Origin of the sequence: Ochrobactrum sp. C6C9 (genome assembly GCF_022627935.1) — a bacterium.
Lineage (GTDB): Bacteria > Pseudomonadota > Alphaproteobacteria > Rhizobiales > Rhizobiaceae > Brucella > Brucella teleogrylli.
The window spans coordinates 1-1,071 of the sequence record NZ_JABXGB010000092.1 but is presented as its reverse complement, the minus strand read 5'-3'; the positions used below and the strand labels follow the sequence as shown (position 1 = coordinate 1,071).

Below are 1,071 nucleotides of genomic sequence, written 5' to 3'. Positions count from 1 at the left end.
TCACGCAGAGCCGTCACATTGCCAGTCGAAGCTGTCATCCAAAAAGCCTCTTTACTGCGTCACAAGCGGGCAGCCGCTTTCCGAAGGCTTCATGTAAGCCTGATCGCCGGGGATGGTTGCCAGCACCTTATAATAATCCCAAGGCGCCTTGCTTTCATCCGGCTTCTTCACTTCCATCAGATACATGTCATAGATCATGCGTCCATTGGCGCCGACCTTGCCGTGACGGGCAAAGACGTCTTCAACCGGCATTTCATGCAGCTTCTTGGCGACGGCTTCGGTTTCATCCGTGCCTGCTTCCTTGATCGCCTTCAGATATTGTGTGACGGCAGAGTAGGTGCCCGCCTGGATCATATTCGGCATACGGCCGGTGCGGTCGAAGAAGCGCTTGCCGAAGGCGCGCGATTCATCGTCGCGATCCCAGTAGAAGCCTTCGGTGAGCGTCAGGCCCTGTGCGGCTTCGAGGCCGAGACCGTGCACTTCCGACAGGGTGAAGAGCAGGGCGGCGAGGCGCTGGCCGCCAGCCACGATGCCGAATTCTGCGGCCTGCTTGATGGTGTTCGACGTGTCGAGACCCGCATTGGCAAGGCCGACAACCTTGGCGCCTGAAGCCTGGGCCTGCAGCAGGAAGGAGGAATAATCCGTGTTGGACAGCGGATGGCGGACGGAACCGAGCACCTTGCCGCCCTTCGATTCCACGAATTTTGTGGTCTGCTCTTCCAGCGAATAGCCGAAGGCGTAATCGGCGGTCAGGAAGAACCAGGTATCGCCGCCCTGCTGCACGAGCGAACCGCCGGTGCCGACCGCAAGCGCGTGGGTGTCATAGGCCCAATGGAAGCCATAAGGCGTGCACTGCTTGCCGGTCAGTTCCGACGTGGCGGCACCTGTATTGATGGTGATCTTCTTCTTGTCCTTGGACAAGGCCTGTACGGCGAGGCCGACGGACGAGGTCGTCAGTTCCATGATGGAATCGACCTGTTCGGTGTCGTACCACTGGCGCGCGATGTTCGATGCGACGTCCGGTTTGTTCTGATGGTCGGCGGTGATGATTTCAATCGGCGCATCCAGCAC

General features: G+C 59.2%; 1 protein-coding gene. It reads right to left on the bottom strand.

The window, feature by feature from the left end:
• Positions 1 to 51: 51 nt before the first annotated feature.
• Positions 52 to 1,071, bottom strand: a 1,020-nt coding sequence (locus tag HWD97_RS24190) for an ABC transporter substrate-binding protein (protein WP_371835801.1), incomplete at its 5' end; no start/stop codon positions are given.